Here is a 14,030-nt window from a genome sequence, read left to right as displayed (position 1 = left end):
GCCGCCACGTCCACACCGGTTCTCATGCCTCGCGCGCGGCTTTGATATGGATGTCGAAAAGATCGGAAATCTCCGGCGTCGTATGCGCCCGGCCGATCCCGCATTCGGTGGAGATACCGAAACGTTCGATGTGACGCCGGGCGGCATCGATGCGCCGCCGCGCGCCTTCGACCCCGTCCGACAGATGGACCAGACCGAGGAACAGCTCGGTCTCCTCGTGAAGCTTCAGATTCGCGAGCGGGGCGAAATAGGCCTCGTCACTGCGCGCGACTGGCACCGGCATATGGATCCATTGCAGCGGCCTCGCGCTGAGCGCGGTGATCCAGTTGGCAAAAGCGGTGAGCTTGCCCGTATTTGCAGGTTCGATGACATGCTTGCCGTCGAAATCGCCATAGCACAGATGCATGCCCAGATGGACGCCCGGGGGCACGGCGGCGGTCAGTCGCTTGAACCGGCCCGAATGCGCGCCTGCGTCGAAGGGGGGCAGCGCCGGGCTGCCGCCGTCGAACTGTAGCATTTCGAGGCAGATATCCCATTGAATGGCTAGGCGATCATGCGGAATATGATCGCATATTGCCGCGATTTCGCGAAGCATTGCCGCTTCATAAGCGGGCTCCACCTGCGGCAGCGTATCGACCTCGACCGAGCTGATGAGGCAGGCATAGGGCGTCGGCAACGATACCTGAAACCGCATGTGCGCCGGAATCCGGCCGGCCGCCACTTCCTGTTCGAACCAGCGGAACGAATTGCGCGCCTCGCGCGCATAGCCGAGTTCGGGAAATTCGATCTCTTCGGCCCGCACGCCGCTGCGCAGGACTCGCTTAGCGTTGATGTCGGCTATGCCCGTCCGGGCGGCGTCGGGTGAGGCGGCGAGCCATTTGTTATGGGTGAACATCGGCCGCTGATAGAAGATCCAGCCGCGTCGCGGGCCGGGTTCGCCATCGGGCAGGCGCAGCAGGCCATCGCCCATCGTCGATGCAGCGAGCGTCATGGCATATTCCGCCGTTGGGAGATTCATGCTCCCGACCAGATGGATATGACGAGTTTCCGCCATTGTCAGATCGCTTCCCTCTGTCGTTCGATATCTTTCGGCTGATCGCTTGGGCCGGGCCGAGGCCAGGCGCCGCCCGGCATGACGAGCGCGGCATGTTCGTTGAGGTGCGGCGCCCGAAGGAGCGAGTCATGCGCCTCCCGCGGCGGCGTGCCGGGGAGATGGGCGACGGGAAAGCGGCCGACGCCATCTTGCGAGGCCCAGGTGAACATGTTCGTCTGGCGGACATGTTCGTCATCGAGAAAATCGAGATAGGTCCGCACGGGATAGTGGAGGAGGTCCGCCGCCGACAGGCGCTCGCACCATTCGGCCGTGGAGATTTCGGCGAAGCGGGCCTTCAGGATCGGGTCGATGACGTCCGATTGGCGATGCCGATCGGGAAGCGCCGCGTAGCGCGGATCGCCCAGCACCTCGGTCAAGTCCATCGCCGCCAGCAATTTCGGCCATTGCGCGTCGGACATGACGACCATGTAGAGCAGGCCGTCCTTCGTCTCGAACGTGCCACAGGGGCAGGACATGTCTCTCCGCGCAGCCTCCCCATCGAGCACGGCTTCGATATATTTGGCAGACATAAGCGCTGCGATTGATCCGGTGAGGCTGATGTCGAGATGCGTTCCGCCGTGGACCGGCCGAGCATAGAGGGCGGTAATCGCGGCCTGATAGGCATAGAGCCCGGCGGTGAAATCCACCGCGACATAGCTCAGTTTGTGCCCGGGGCCTTCGGGCGGGCGATTGGCGTCGATGATCCCGGTATAGGCCTGGATCACGCCATCGGTGCCGGGCAGATCGCGATAAGGGCCGGTCTGGCTGAAGCCGGTCACCGAGACATAGATGATGCCCGGGTTGACGGCACTGACCTGTGCATATCCCAGCCCGAGCCGATCGCTCACGCCGGGTCGGTTATTCTCGATCAGGATATCGGCCTGCGCCGCCAGGGCCAGCGCCGCTTCGCGCCCGGCATCGTCGCGCAGATCGAGCGACAGGCTCCGCTTGCCCCGGTTGAAGGCGAGAAAATGCGCGGAAAGATCGTCATGGCTTCGGCCGAGCCGGCGAAGCCAATCGCCCGCCGGCGGCTCGACCTTGATGACGTCCGCGCCATGTTCGGCGAAGATCAGGCCGCAATGTGGGCCGGCCACGCCTTGAGACAGATCGAGAACCTTGATCCCCTCCAGGGCCTTGTGTCTTGGCACCCGTCGCTCCTTTATTACATGGATTGACGCTATTCCGCTGCCTTGCCTTGCTCACCCCCCGCCTCGGGTGGGGGAGGCGTGGCTGGCGCCATCTATCCATCCAGGCTCGACCATATGGCGTACAAGGGCCGGACAACGGAAAGGAAGTGTCGCATGGGAAGATTGCAAGGCAAGGTGGCACTCGTCACCGGATCGTCGCGCGGGATCGGGCGCGCGATCGCGGAAAGCTTCGGGCGCGAGGGGGCATCGGTCATCGTCAACTATCAGACGGACCGAGTGGCGGCCGATGACGCCGTTCGGGCTATCGAGGCCGCCGGCAGCAAGGCCGTTGCGGTGCAGGCCAATATGGCGAACGCCGAGTCGATCCGGGCGCTCTATCGACAAGCGCTGGGCGCCTTCGGCCAGCTCGACATCGTCGTGAACAATGCCCATCCCAACAGCAGCATCGGCGAGATCGGATCGCTGAGCGAAGCGCTGATAGACGAGCAGCTGCTGACCCTGAAGGGATACATCATCTCGATGCAGGAAGCGGCGCGCACCGTCCGTGATGGCGGCGCGATCATCAATTTTTCCTCGGGCCTGACGCGCCTCGCCATTCCGAAGGTGGCGCTGTATTCGGCGGTGAAGCTAGCGATTGAGCAGCTCGGGCGGGCGCTATCTCGGGAGCTCGCGCCGCGCGGCATTCGCGTCAACACGCTTGCGCCGGGCCTCACCCTGACCGACCGGACCGCCGCCACCGCATCCGGCGACGGCACCGGCACCGAGCCGGGATCGACTCCGTTCGCGCGCCCCGGCGACCCCCAGGAAATCGCCGACGCGGTGCTCTTCCTCGCCTCGTCGGACGGGCGCTGGGTAAACACCCAGTCGCTCTATGTGAACGGCGGCTCGATCTACGCGCAATAAGCGCTGGCAGAGGGGGGCGGCCCCCTCTGCCCCCCTCTGTCATGGGCCTGCCCTCAGGCGAGGCCGACGATCGCGACGGCCGATACATTCTGACTGGGCATGCCGCCCAGATTGTGGCTGAGCGCGAGGCTGGGCGGCTTCTTGCGCTGCCGCTCACCCGCGCGGCCGAGCAACTGGAGATAATTCTCGTAGATCATCCGCAGGCCGGATGCGCCGATGGGATGGCCGAAGCATTTCAGGCCGCCGTCGATCTGGCACGGAATCGTGCCGCCCGCGTCGAAAAAGCCGTTCAGCACATCTTTCCAGCCTTCGCCTTCGCGCGAGACATGGAGATCCTCCATCGTCACCAGTTCGGTGACCGAGAAGCAGTCATGGACCTCCATCAGGCTGATCTGGTCGCGCGGGGCGGTGACGCCGGCTTCCTGATAGGCACGGGTGGCCGCGACGCGGGTGGTGTGGAAATAGCTACCGTTCCAGCCGGCCCCCTGGATCTCCCATCCATTCGAGGCCGCGATTTGCAGCGCCTTCACGGTGACGAGATCGGTCTTGCCCAGGCTGCGCGCGATTTCTGGCGTTGTCACGATCGCGCAGGCGGCGCCATCGGATACGCCGCAGCAGTCATAGAGGCCCAGCGGCTCGGCGATGAGCGGCGCGTTGAGCACCGTTTCGATATCGATGCGCTTGCGCAGATGCGCCTTCGGATTCTTAGCGCCATTATCATGGCTCTTGACCGAGATGTGCGCCATGGCGCGCTTGAGGTCATCCTTGCTCACATCGTGCGCGGCGCGATAGGCGGAGGCGAGCTGGGCGAACTGGCCCGGCGCGGAGCCGGTGACGCCGACCATATCGAAGGTCGTGCCGCGCGAGCGCACCGGGAGGCCGCCATAGCCCGTGTCCTTCAGCTTCTCGACGCCCATGGCGAGCGCGATATCGGCAGCGCCGCTCGCGACTGCGTAGACCGCGCCGCGAAACGCTTCCGTCCCGCTGGCGCAGTAGTTCTCGACCTTGGTGACACCGACATCGCCGAGACGCAGGGCCATTGCCAGCGGTATGCCCGAAGGCCCGATGTTGACGGCGTCGAACGCGACCGAGAGCCAGGCGGCATCGATCTGCGACGTGCCGATTCCGGCGTCTGCAATCGCCTCCTCATAAGCCTCGACCATGAGGCTGTCTCCGTCCTTGTCCCAGCGCTCGCCGAATTTGGCGCAGCCCATTCCTAATATGGCAACTTTGTCCTTGATGCCGCTCGGCATATCGATCTCCTCCGCGCGCCCGATCAGTTGGCGGGCGCGGCTTTCCAAAAATATTTGACGAAGTCGCGCTGCTCATCGAAAGCCTTGATCCGGAACACCATCCGCATCGCGCATCCCACCTCGATCTGGTCCTCGGTCGCGTCGGCAAATTCGGTCATCATGCGACCGCCGCCTTCGAAATCGATGACGCCATAATAGCTTGGCGGCGCGGGTGAATAGGTCAGCCGATCGGCGGTATAGGTGACGATGCGCGCGGGCAGCTCGGCCAGCGGATAATCCTGCTGCGTGCCGACCGCGTGATCGTTGCGACCCACGCTGACGTCGCTCTTCGGGAACTGCACTACGCCGGTCTGGGTACAGCGTCCGCCGACCAGCCCGAGCACCGCCTTGCGATGCCGCCACAAGGTCGTGCCCGGCTGCTTCTGATCGAACTCCGCGCGCATGCCGCGATCGAGATCGAGCAAGCCGCGATGAAACAGATAACGCGGGTAATTGTCGTCCGGCATCCGCCGATCGAGCGCGCTGGCAACGCCGCGCCGGCCGGGCAGGTCTGCAAGGGCGGCAGTTGTCTCGAAGGCGACGATGTCGACGCCCTGGCCGAAGCCGATCAGCACGATCACCTGCCCGGGCTTCGCCCGTTCGAGCGCCGCCGACAGCATCAGCAGAGGATGCGCGGCGCCCGTGTCGCCGACCTGCTGGAGCAGCGGATCGATCAGGGCCTGACTTCGGATGCCGACGCGCTTCGCGATGCCTTCGCCGACGCCGCGCGCCGTGACCGGCACGATCAGATGATCGACGGTGTCGACGGCGATGTCCATGGCGCCGAGCGCATCGCGCAGCGCCTCCCCGATCATGCAGAGATAGCCTTCGTCCCGGATCCAGCGCGCTTCCCAATGATAATCGAAGTCGGAACGGGTCATCCGATAATGATCGACGAAATCGATCGTCACGCTGCGCGATCCCAGATGACGGGCAATCACCTTGCCCCGGCCGACGAGCAAAGCGGCCGCCCCGTCTCCCTGGGTCATTTCCGCTTCCGAGGCGGGGCGGGCCTTCCGGAGCTCGCCCGCCAAAGCGAGATGGACGCCCCGGCCAGCGGCTTGCAGCGCCTGGGCGAGCCCCGAGGTCGCCGCTCGCTGGCTGCCGGTGAGATCATAGGCCGCCACGTCATCGGGCAGGTTCAGAGCCTCCTTGACGATGCCGGCGTTCAGCCGATCCGCGAAGGGCAGGGTCGTCGAGGCGAGCGAAAGCCCGGTGATCGACTGGCGATCATGATCCTCGAGCGCAGCGCGCGCCGCTTCCACCGCCATGGTGACGCTGTCTTCATCCCAATCGGCGATCGTGCGTTCGCCGCGCGCCAGACCCTCGAGACCGGGTGCGAACCAGCCGTTGGCGGCGTGGATCGCGGCACGCTGCAGCCTCTTGCGAGGCAGATAGACGCCGTAGGACAGGATACCGGATGCCTCTGTCATGCGAACTCCACCAGACCGTTGTTGAGGACTATGACATCGCGATCGGGGATGCTGGCCCGGAACGAGCCGTGATGATCGCCGTCGCTCCAGATCTCGACCCGGATCGTCTCGCCGGGATAGACGGGGCTGGCGAAGCGTGCGCCAAGCGCCTTCACACGTTCGGGCTCATTATCGCAGAGCTCGGCCAGAACGGCGCGGAAGGCGACGCCGAGCGTGCACAGCCCATGCAGGATCGGGCGGGGGAAGCCGCCGTCAGCCGCAATTTCGGGATCGGCATGCAAGGGGTTCATATCGCCCGATAATCGGTAGATCAGGGCCTGGGTTTCGGCCGTCGCCATGTCGATGATGGCGGTGGCTGGCCTCGCCGGGATCGGGTGGGGGGCGGGCTGGCTGTCGGCCGTCCCGCCATTGCCGCCATCGCCGCGCAGGAAGCTGCCGCTCCTTATGGAGGCGACGAGCTCGCCATTCTCGGTGAAGATTTCGCGGTTCTGATAGACGATCGCCCCCTTATCGCCCTTGTCGTAGACCGGGCCGAAGGTCGTACGGCCGACGAGATTGCCGCTCGTCGGCAGCGGCTTGTGGATCCGGGCGTAGCTTTCGCCATGCAGGATGCGCCGCCAATCGACGTCATATTCGGGTTCGGGCCAGAAGAAGCCGGGCGTCGCCATGGTGAAGGCCATGGTCGGCAGCACCTTCAATCCCTTTTCATAGAGGAAGGGAAGTTCGGATGCGCCGACGCCAAGCCCATATAGGATGACATCTTCTTTCGAGAGCTTGTGCAGCGTCTCGATCGGGGGTTTGGCGACCAGCGCCGCAGGGTTCAGAGCCATGGTGATTATACCGGATCATAGGGCCAGATGTCGGCGGAGCGCGCGAGGGGCTCCATCACCGGCTTCATGGCAGGCAGAAGTTCCGCCGCGATGCTTTCGGGCGTCCACCCTTCCGATCGGTGCATCGTCTTGATCGGGCGCGGCTTGGAGAAAAGGAAGATCTCGTTCTTGCGAACCCCGAAGATCTGGCCGCTGATGCCGTCCGCCGCATCCGACAGCAAGGTGGCGACCATCGGGGCGATCTTGTCGGTTGACATCGATTTAAGGCGTTCGAGCCGCTGGACTTCGGCTTCGTCCTTTGCCGGGATGCTCGCGATCATCCGGCTCCAGGCGAAGGGGGCGATGCAGTTCGAGCGAATGCCGAAGCGCGCCATATCGAGCGCGATCGAATTGGACAGGCCGACGATGCCCAGTTTCGCGGCGGCATAATTGGCCTGGCCGAAATTTCCGACGAGCCCGGTCGTCGAGGTGAAGTGGACGAAGGCGCCCGATCCCTGATCCTTGAAATAGGGTGCTGCCGCCTTCGAGACGAGGAAGGCACCGTTAAGATGTACTTCGACCACCTGACGCCAATCGATTTCCGACAGGCGGTGGAAGATACGATCGCGCAGGATGCCGGCATTGTTCACGACGCCGTCGATGCGGCCAAATGTCCGCACCGCATCTTCGATGATCGATGTCGCGCCCTTGGGATCGGCGACGCTGGCATGGTTGGCGATGGCGCGGCCGTCTGCGGCGGTGATCTCGGCGACCACCTCATCGGCAGGGCTGGCATCGCCGCCTTCCCCCTCGGTGCTCACCCCCAGGTCGTTGGCCACGACGGAAGCGCCCTGGCGCGCGCATAGAAGCGCTATGTCGCGCCCGATCCCTCGGCCGGCCCCAGTGATCGCTATTACCTTGCCGTCCAGACGTGTCGAATGATTCAATGCGTCCTCCAATCTTCGTGCTTGCCGGTTGAGCGGTGCGCTCAGGATCCGGTAAAAAGGGGCGCGCGCTTCTGCTGCAGCGCGTCGATGGCTTCGACATGGTCGCGCGTCGCGTGGCCGAGAGCCTGCATTGCCGCCGCCATTTCGAGTGAATGGTCGAGCGAGGCTTCCCGGCTCTGCCAGAGGAGGCGCTTCGTCATGCGGACAGCAAAGGGAGGATTGCAGGCGATGCGCATCGCCAGTTTGCGCGCCTCGTCCATCAGGTCCGCATCCGGGACGACGCGCGACACAAGACCGATGGCGAGCGCATCTTCCGCACCCACCGGATCGCCGGTCAGCGCCATTTCAGCCGCCTTCGCGAAGCCGATCGTGCGCGGGAGCAGCCAGGCGCCGCCATCGCCGGCGATGAGGCCGAGCTTGACGAAGGCTTCGACGAACCGGGCGCTGCTGCCCGCGATGCGCAGATCGCACATGCAAGCGAGATCGCATCCCGCGCCGATGGCGGGGCCGTTCACGGCCGCGATGACCGGGATTTCCATGGCTGCGAACGCCGCCGGCAAGCGCTGTATCCCGGTGCGATAATTGCGCCGCGTGCGTGCAGGCAGAGGATCGTTGACCCCGCCGGCCATGCCCATCTTCTTGACGTTGCCGCCTGAGCAAAAGGCGGCGCCGGCACCGGTGAGGATCGCGACGCGGGCCGCCTCGTCCGCATCGAGACGCGCGATCGCGGCGAGCAGCGCCTCGATCATGTCGGAATCCGAGATGGGGTTGCGCTGGTCGGGGCGATTCAACGTCAGCGTGACGATGCCGTCGCGTTGTTCGTAGATCACCGGTTCGGCTGCTGTCTGACATTCGCTCATGGCATTGGAATGTCCCGCGATCCGCGGATTGCGGCCCCCCCCGTGGAGGGGGGTGGGGGGGAGGCGGCCCTGCCATATGCCCAAAAACATGATCGAGGCCGCCTACCGCAGGCCCGCTGTTCTCAGGGAAGGAAGAAGACGCCGTGCCGTTCCTGCAAAATTCCTGGTATTGCGCCAGCTGGTCGAAAGATCTGACGTCCAGGCCCGTGGGTATCCGGATCCTGGACGAGGATCTGGTGATCTATCGCCGCGCGGACGGCGTGCCCGTCGCGATGACCGGCATATGCCCGCATCGCTTCGCACCCCTTTCGCTGGGCAAGGTCGACGGCGACGACATCATCTGCGGCTATCACGGCTTGCGCTTCGACCCGCACGGCGCGTGCACGCACAATCCCCATGGCAAGGGCATGGTGCCGCCACGCGCGAGGCTGACACCTTATCCCGTCGAAGATCGCAGCGGCGCTATTTGGGTGTGGATGGGCGACCCCGAACATGCCAATGCATCGGACATATTGAGCTTCGACTTCCTGACCGACACCCAGGCCTGGGCTGGTTTCAGCGGCTATCTGCACATCAATTCCAATTATCAACTCGTCATCGATAATCTGCTCGATCTGACCCATGCGGCCTATCTTCATCCGAATTCGGTCGGCGTCGATCCGAAGTTGAGGGGCGATCGCAAGCTCAAATACAAATTCAGTGTCGAAGATGGCGTGATCACTTCGGACTATTCGGTTGAAGGAACGCCGCCGTCTCCACTGCTTCGCCTGTGGACCGATCGCGAAATCGGCGACATCTACTCGCCGATTTCGCTCCATCTGCCATCGAACCTCGTTCTGGATCTGTCGATGACGGACCGCGGCATGGCGCGGGGGACCGGCAGCCGCATGCCGAGCGTCCACCTGATCGTGCCGGAGACCGAGACGAGCTGCCATTATTTCTATGCGCTCAGCCGCAACGGGCGGCTGGACGACCCGGCACTGTCGGAATCGATGGCGAACATCATCCGGCAGGCCTTCGTCGACGAGGACGAACCAATGATCCGCGCGGTGCATGACGCGATGCGGGGGCGCGACTTCTTCGCGCTCGAGCCGGCGATCCTGGAGACGGATGCGGCGGGCCTCACCGCGCGACGCGCCTTGGCCAAGCTGATCAAGCAGGAGCAGGCGGCGTTGAAGAAAAGCCCGGCCGGGCCGTCGGACGCGCTGACCGAAAGCCTCAGCTGATGGCGCTCGCGTTCATCCGCACCGCTGCGCGTGATATCGAACTGCCGTGCTGAACGGTTTCCTTCCCGCAGAAATTCCCCCCGAGGACGAGGCGCTGCGCGCGCCAGTGCGCTCCTTCCTCGAACGGGAATCCGCCAACTTCCCGCCCGAGGTCAGGGCGCGGTCCTGGCTCGGGCATGATGCCGCCTTCAGCCGCCGGCTGGCCACGCAGGGCTGGATCGGCATTACCTTGCCCGCCAGCCATGGCGGCGGCGGGCGCAGCCAGTTCGCCCGCTTCGTGCTGCTGGAGGAGATTCTAGCGGCGGGCGCGCCCGTCGCCGCACACTGGCTGGCGGAGCGCCAGAGCGCGCCGATGATCCTGCGTTATGGAACCGAAGAGCAGAAGCGCCGTATCGTCCCCGCCATATGCCGTGGGGAGGCGTTTTTCTGCGTCGGGATGAGCGAGCCCGGCTCGGGTTCGGATCTCGCCAGCGTCACGTCGCGCGCCGAAAAGACGGCGCGGGGGTGGCGGCTGGAAGGCTCGAAGATCTGGACCACCTACGCCCAGTCCGCCGACTATATGATCGCCCTCGTCCGCACCAGCGGCGCGGTCGGAGACAGGGCGAAGGGCCTGTCGCAACTGCTCATCCCGATGAGCACGCCGGGGGTCGAGGTTCGCCCGATCAGGGACGTTGCCGGAGACGAGCATTTCAGCGGAGTCCATTTCGACAATGTCGAGTTGGATGAGGATGCCCTGCTGGGACAGGAGGGCGAGGGCTGGGAGCAGGTGACCGCCGAACTTGCCTTCGAACGCAGCGGGCCTGAACGGATCTATTCCGCCACGGTTCTGATCGACGAATGGCTGCGTTGCGTGCGCGGGCATGGCCCTGCGGACGCGTCCGACCACCGTCTAATCGGGCGGATCGCGGCGAGACTGGTGACGCTGCGCGCCATGTCGCTTTCGACGACGGCGAGATTGCAGGAGGGCGAGAGCCCCGTGCTGCAGGCTTCGATTGTCAAGGATCTAGGCACATCGTTCGAGCAGAGCATGCCAGAGCTGATCGGGCAGGCGATGGCGCGCGGCGAAGAGCCGCCGTCCGACGCGCTGCTGGCGGTGCATGACTATATCAGCTGCATGAGCCCATCCTTCTCGCTGCGTGGCGGCACGCGCGAGATAGTTCGCGGGATCATCGCGCGCGGACTGGGGCTACGATGACGATCCACGAAATTCTGCTGGAACAGCTTTCGAGGATTCTCGACGCTACGGACGCCGGAAGCCTCGACGACGCCATTGCGCAGGCCGGCTTTCTCGATGTTTTGCGCAGCGAGGAGGAGGGCGGGGCAGGCCTGTCGCTCGAACAGTTTCTGCCCCTCGTGCTCGAACTGGGCCGGCGCGGGGCAGGCAAGCCGATCGCCGAGAGGATGGTCGCGCGCTATCTCGATCCGGCGAGTGCGCCCGAGGCGATCGGCGCCGTCCTGTCCACGGCCCGGCCGCTGGCCGCCGCCGTCACGGCCGGGCTGATGGCCGGCGCGATTGAGCGCCTGTTCGAACTGACGCTCGACTATGTCCAGACGCGGAAGCAGTTTGGCCGCAGCATCGGCCAATTCCAGGCCGTCCAGCAACAGATGGCGGTGTTCGCCGAAGAGATGGTGGCCGCCCGCATGGCCGCCGGCATCGCCTTTCGCGGCGTGCCCTACCGCATCGAGCCGCGATCGGCCGCGATCGCCAAGATCCGGGTGGGCGAAGCGTCCGTCGTCGCGATCGCAACGGCGCACGGCCTGCATGGCGCGATCGGGATCAGCGACGAATATGCGCTGGGCGGACTGGCGCGGAGCCTGAGGCTGTGGCGCAGCGCACATGGCCATGACGAATATTGGGCCGGACGGCTCGGGATGGCGATCATCGAAAGCGACGTCGACATGGTGTCGATCGTCACCGACATTTCACATGCAGACGGGAGATTGGCATGACGGGTGAACTCGATCTGTTTCGAGATGAAACCCGTGCCTGGCTGGAGGAGAACTGCCCGGCCGAGATGCGGCAGCCGGTTCTGGATGAAGGCGATATCTGCTGGGGCGGCCGCAACTTCGCGCCCAGCAGCCCAGCGCAGAAGCAATGGCTGGACCGGATGGCTGCGCGGGGCTGGACCGTTCCCCACTGGCCGGCCGCCTATGGCGGGGGCGGGCTATCGCCCGAGCAGGTGATCATCTTGCGCGAGGAAATGGCCCGGATCAAAGCACGCGATCCGCTGAAAAGCTTCGGTATCTCCATGCTGGGCCCGGCCCTGTTGCATTTCGGCACGGAGGCGCAGAAGCTGGAGCATCTTCCTAAGATCGTCCGCGGCGAGATACGATGGTGCCAGGGCTATTCCGAACCCAATGCGGGCTCAGACCTTGCCAGCCTCACGACGACGGCCGACGATGCCGGCGATCACTTCATCGTCAACGGCCAGAAAATCTGGACGAGCTATGCGGATCAGGCGGACTGGATCTTCTGCCTGGTGCGGACCGACCGATCGAGCAAGCATCGCGGCATCAGCTTCGTGCTGTTCGATATGGCGTCACCGGGCATCACGACGCGGCCGATTATGCTGATCAGTGGCTATTCGCCGTTCTGCGAGACTTTTTTCGACAATGTGTCGGTGCCGAAAAGCAACCTGGTCGGTGAACTCAATCGCGGATGGGATGTCGCGAAATATCTGCTCACCCATGAGCGAGGATCGATCAGCAATATGGGCCTCGGCAAGGATCAGGTGAAGAGCCTGTCCGCACAGGCGACCGAGCAGATCGGGCTGGACGATGCGGGGCGGTTGCGCGAGCCGGTGCTGCGCGCCGAAATCGCGCTCCTCGAAGTTCGCGAACTGGCGTTTCTGGCAATGACCGAGCGCAACCGCGATGAGGTGACCGCCGGCCGGGCCCATCCGGCCCAGCCATCGATGATGAAATATTATGGCACCGAGCTGAACAAGGCCCGGCATGAACTGGCGATGTCGGCGGGCGGGTTCGCCGCGCTGGAATGGGACAGCGATCGATCGCAGCAGGGCCTCGTCCCGCGGGCTTGGCTGCGGACCAAGGCCAACTCGATCGAAGGCGGCACGAGTGAGATCCAGCTCAACATCATCGCCAAGCGCATCCTCGACCTGCCAAGCGCGTGACCTCGAATCAGAAGGAAGCTTGAATGCCGCTCCTGCTCGACGACGAACAAATCATGCTTCGGGAGATGGCCGGAGGTTTTCTGGCGGATCATTCCTCGCCGGCCGATGTGCGCGCGCTGCGCGACGGCGGCGACCCCCCGGGTTTCACACCGCCATTCTGGCGGCAGCTTGCCAGGCAAGGGCTGCTCGGCGTCCTGATCGCCGAGACGCATGGCGGGCTGGGCCTCGGTCATGTCGATGCGGGCATCGTGCTGGAGCAGATGGGCCGTAATCTTTCGATGTCGCCCTATCTGTCGAGCGCCGTGCTCGCCCCCGAGCTTCTCGGCCCATCCCGGCATGCCGAGCAGTGGCTGCCGAAAATCGCGCGCGGTGACGCTGTCGTTGCCTTTGCTTTCGAAGAGTTTTCCAAGCACCGGCGAGAGATCGGCCTGCGCGCGGAGCGGTCGGCCGACGGCTATCGCCTGTCGGGCTGCAAGCGCTGCGTGCTCCATGGCCATGTCGCCGATCTGCTGATCGTCGCCGCCCGAACGAGCGGCACCGCGAGCGACCATGATGGGCTCAGCCTGTTCGCTGTCCCCGGTGGCGCGCTAAGCCTGATATGCACGCCGGTGCGTCTCGTCGACTCCGGCATCGCGGCGGATATCGCATTCGAACGCGTCATGATCGGCCATGATAGCCTGATCGGCGAAGAGGATCAGGCTATCGGGCCGATCGTAAGGCTGCTGAACGTCGGCGCGGCGGCAGCCGCCGCCGAACTGCTGGGTGTCGCCGAAGGGGCCCAGGCGCTGACTTTGGCTTTCCTGAAGGAGCGTCGCCAGTTCGATGTGCCGATCGGCAGCTTTCAGGCGCTGCAGCATCGCGCGGCGCATCTCTATGCCGAGATCGAGGTGGCGCGATCGGCGGTGCTCAAGGCCCAGCAAGCGCTGGACGATCGATCGCCTGAGACCTCAATCGCGGTTTCGGTTGCCAAGGCGATGGCGGGCAATGCGGCCATGCTTGCCGTCAAGGAGGGTGTTCAGATGCATGGCGGCGTCGGCATGACGGATGCCTATGACATCGGCCTCTACATGAAGCGGGCGCGGACGCTGGCGGAGTTGTTCGGCGACGCGGCCTTTCATGCCGACCTGATCGCCAAGCGGCGAGGTTACTGATCGGCTGCACGGCACCGCTGACGGTTCGTGGATG

13 protein-coding genes are annotated in these 14,030 nt (G+C 64.7%); 6 read left to right on the top strand and 7 right to left on the bottom strand.

The annotated features are described in order from the left end of the window. Positions 1-22: 22 nt before the first annotated feature. Both ASE22_RS01550 and ASE22_RS01545 read right to left on the bottom strand, forming a co-directional pair. Entirely contained in the window at positions 23-991 is a 969-nt protein-coding gene (locus tag ASE22_RS01550) for a hypothetical protein (protein ID WP_156397450.1), read from the bottom strand. Between the two features lie 65 nt (positions 992-1,056). Then, on the bottom strand, positions 1,057-2,241 hold the full coding sequence (locus ASE22_RS01545) for a CaiB/BaiF CoA transferase family protein (RefSeq protein WP_162248278.1): 1,185 nt from the start codon (positions 2,239-2,241) through the stop codon (positions 1,057-1,059). A gap of 153 nt (positions 2,242-2,394) precedes the next feature. Here ASE22_RS01545 and ASE22_RS01540 point away from each other — a divergent pair, with 153 nt between their 5' ends. After that, positions 2,395-3,144, top strand: coding sequence for an SDR family oxidoreductase (locus ASE22_RS01540; RefSeq protein WP_082545761.1), 750 nt, complete (start codon positions 2,395-2,397; stop codon positions 3,142-3,144). Positions 3,145-3,197: 53 nt separating this feature from the next. Here the strand turns inward: ASE22_RS01540 and ASE22_RS01535 are convergent, their stop codons facing one another. Genes ASE22_RS01535 through ASE22_RS01515 form a run of 5 tightly spaced genes read right to left on the bottom strand, consistent with a single transcriptional unit; the run spans position 3,198 to position 8,485 of the window. Continuing rightward, on the bottom strand, positions 3,198-4,397 hold the full coding sequence (locus ASE22_RS01535) for an acetyl-CoA acetyltransferase (protein ID WP_056356186.1): 1,200 nt from the start codon (positions 4,395-4,397) through the stop codon (positions 3,198-3,200). Positions 4,398-4,420: 23 nt separating this feature from the next. After that, positions 4,421-5,869: a hydroxymethylglutaryl-CoA synthase family protein gene (locus ASE22_RS01530; protein ID WP_056354014.1), complete on the bottom strand. Its 1,449-nt coding sequence runs from the start codon at positions 5,867-5,869 to the stop codon at positions 4,421-4,423. Further along, positions 5,866-6,699: a MaoC/PaaZ C-terminal domain-containing protein gene (locus tag ASE22_RS01525; protein ID WP_056354011.1), complete on the bottom strand. Its 834-nt coding sequence runs from the start codon at positions 6,697-6,699 to the stop codon at positions 5,866-5,868. Before ASE22_RS01525 ends, ASE22_RS01530 begins: the two co-directional genes overlap by 4 nt. A gap of 5 nt (positions 6,700-6,704) precedes the next feature. Then, entirely contained in the window at positions 6,705-7,625 is a 921-nt protein-coding gene (locus ASE22_RS01520) for an SDR family NAD(P)-dependent oxidoreductase (RefSeq protein ID WP_056354008.1), read from the bottom strand. Between the two features lie 41 nt (positions 7,626-7,666). Beyond that, entirely contained in the window at positions 7,667-8,485 is an 819-nt protein-coding gene (locus tag ASE22_RS01515; protein ID WP_056354005.1) for a crotonase/enoyl-CoA hydratase family protein, read from the bottom strand. 143 nt (positions 8,486-8,628) lie between these two features. On the opposite strand from ASE22_RS01515, the gene ASE22_RS01510 reads away from it, so the two are divergent. The 5 genes from ASE22_RS01510 to ASE22_RS01490 are packed head-to-tail and all read left to right on the top strand — an operon-like array spanning position 8,629 to position 13,996. Next, positions 8,629-9,711, top strand: coding sequence for an aromatic ring-hydroxylating dioxygenase subunit alpha (locus ASE22_RS01510; RefSeq protein WP_162248277.1), 1,083 nt, complete (start codon positions 8,629-8,631; stop codon positions 9,709-9,711). Positions 9,712-9,757: 46 nt separating this feature from the next. Next, positions 9,758-10,906, top strand: coding sequence for an acyl-CoA dehydrogenase family protein (locus tag ASE22_RS01505; RefSeq protein WP_056354000.1), 1,149 nt, complete (start codon positions 9,758-9,760; stop codon positions 10,904-10,906). Then, positions 10,903-11,661, top strand: coding sequence for an acyl-CoA dehydrogenase family protein (locus ASE22_RS01500; protein ID WP_056353997.1), 759 nt, complete (start codon positions 10,903-10,905; stop codon positions 11,659-11,661). The genes ASE22_RS01505 and ASE22_RS01500 overlap by 4 nt, the downstream gene beginning before the upstream one ends. Further along, positions 11,658-12,845 (top strand): acyl-CoA dehydrogenase family protein, encoded by a 1,188-nt coding sequence (locus tag ASE22_RS01495; protein ID WP_056353994.1) that lies wholly within the window; start codon positions 11,658-11,660, stop codon positions 12,843-12,845. Before ASE22_RS01500 ends, ASE22_RS01495 begins: the two co-directional genes overlap by 4 nt. Before the next feature lie 23 nt (positions 12,846-12,868). Further along, the gene (locus ASE22_RS01490) at positions 12,869-13,996 is read left to right on the top strand and encodes an acyl-CoA dehydrogenase family protein (protein ID WP_056353991.1); all 1,128 of its coding nucleotides are present in this window, start codon (positions 12,869-12,871) and stop codon (positions 13,994-13,996) included. The last annotated feature ends 34 nt before the right edge of the window (positions 13,997-14,030 follow it).

This window comes from Sphingomonas sp. Root720 (genome assembly GCF_001428605.1).
Classification (GTDB): domain Bacteria; phylum Pseudomonadota; class Alphaproteobacteria; order Sphingomonadales; family Sphingomonadaceae; genus Rhizorhabdus.
Note: the sequence above shows the minus strand (reverse complement) of the source record. Positions and strands in the feature narration are given on the sequence as shown.

Excerpts from the sequence above, each read along its gene's own strand:
- ASE22_RS01550 (WP_156397450.1), bottom strand. The coding sequence starts at position 991 with ATGACGCTCGCTGCATCGACGATGGGCGATGGCCTGCTGCGCCTGCCC.
- ASE22_RS01540 (WP_082545761.1), top strand. The coding sequence starts at position 2,395 with ATGGGAAGATTGCAAGGCAAGGTGGCACTCGTCACCGGATCGTCGCGC.
- ASE22_RS01535 (WP_056356186.1), bottom strand. The coding sequence starts at position 4,397 with ATGCCGAGCGGCATCAAGGACAAAGTTGCCATATTAGGAATGGGCTGC.
- ASE22_RS01530 (WP_056354014.1), bottom strand. The coding sequence starts at position 5,869 with ATGACAGAGGCATCCGGTATCCTGTCCTACGGCGTCTATCTGCCTCGC.
- ASE22_RS01525 (WP_056354011.1), bottom strand. The coding sequence starts at position 6,699 with ATGGCTCTGAACCCTGCGGCGCTGGTCGCCAAACCCCCGATCGAGACG.
- ASE22_RS01515 (WP_056354005.1), bottom strand. The coding sequence starts at position 8,485 with ATGAGCGAATGTCAGACAGCAGCCGAACCGGTGATCTACGAACAACGC.
- ASE22_RS01500 (WP_056353997.1), top strand. The coding sequence starts at position 10,903 with ATGACGATCCACGAAATTCTGCTGGAACAGCTTTCGAGGATTCTCGAC.
- ASE22_RS01495 (WP_056353994.1), top strand. The coding sequence starts at position 11,658 with ATGACGGGTGAACTCGATCTGTTTCGAGATGAAACCCGTGCCTGGCTG.
- ASE22_RS01490 (WP_056353991.1), top strand. The coding sequence starts at position 12,869 with ATGCCGCTCCTGCTCGACGACGAACAAATCATGCTTCGGGAGATGGCC.